Consider the following 209-nt stretch of genomic DNA (forward strand, 5'->3'; position numbering starts at 1 on the left):
ATCATTTATACTTATAATAAAACGCTTAATAATGTGCTTTGCATGGCGCCTTGCGATTCCTTCGTTCCTCGTCATGATGAGGCGCAAAAAGTACATTATTGCTATTCGATATTGCGTCATCGCGAGGCACGTGGCGATCTCAAGACAAGTAGTAAAGCCATTTTATCATTTATACTTATAATAAAACGCTTAATAATGTGCTTTGCATG

At 37.3% G+C, this 209-nt stretch carries 1 protein-coding gene; it reads left to right on the top strand.

Annotated elements, in window-relative coordinates; genetic code table 11:
* Window positions 1–209, top strand: a 209-nt coding sequence (locus QMO11_RS21900; RefSeq protein WP_282040095.1) for a hypothetical protein, incomplete at both ends; no start/stop codon positions are given.

It is taken from the genome of Saccharicrinis aurantiacus, assembly GCF_947489045.1.
In the GTDB taxonomy this organism is placed as follows: Bacteria; Bacteroidota; Bacteroidia; order Bacteroidales; family Marinilabiliaceae; genus Saccharicrinis; species Saccharicrinis aurantiacus.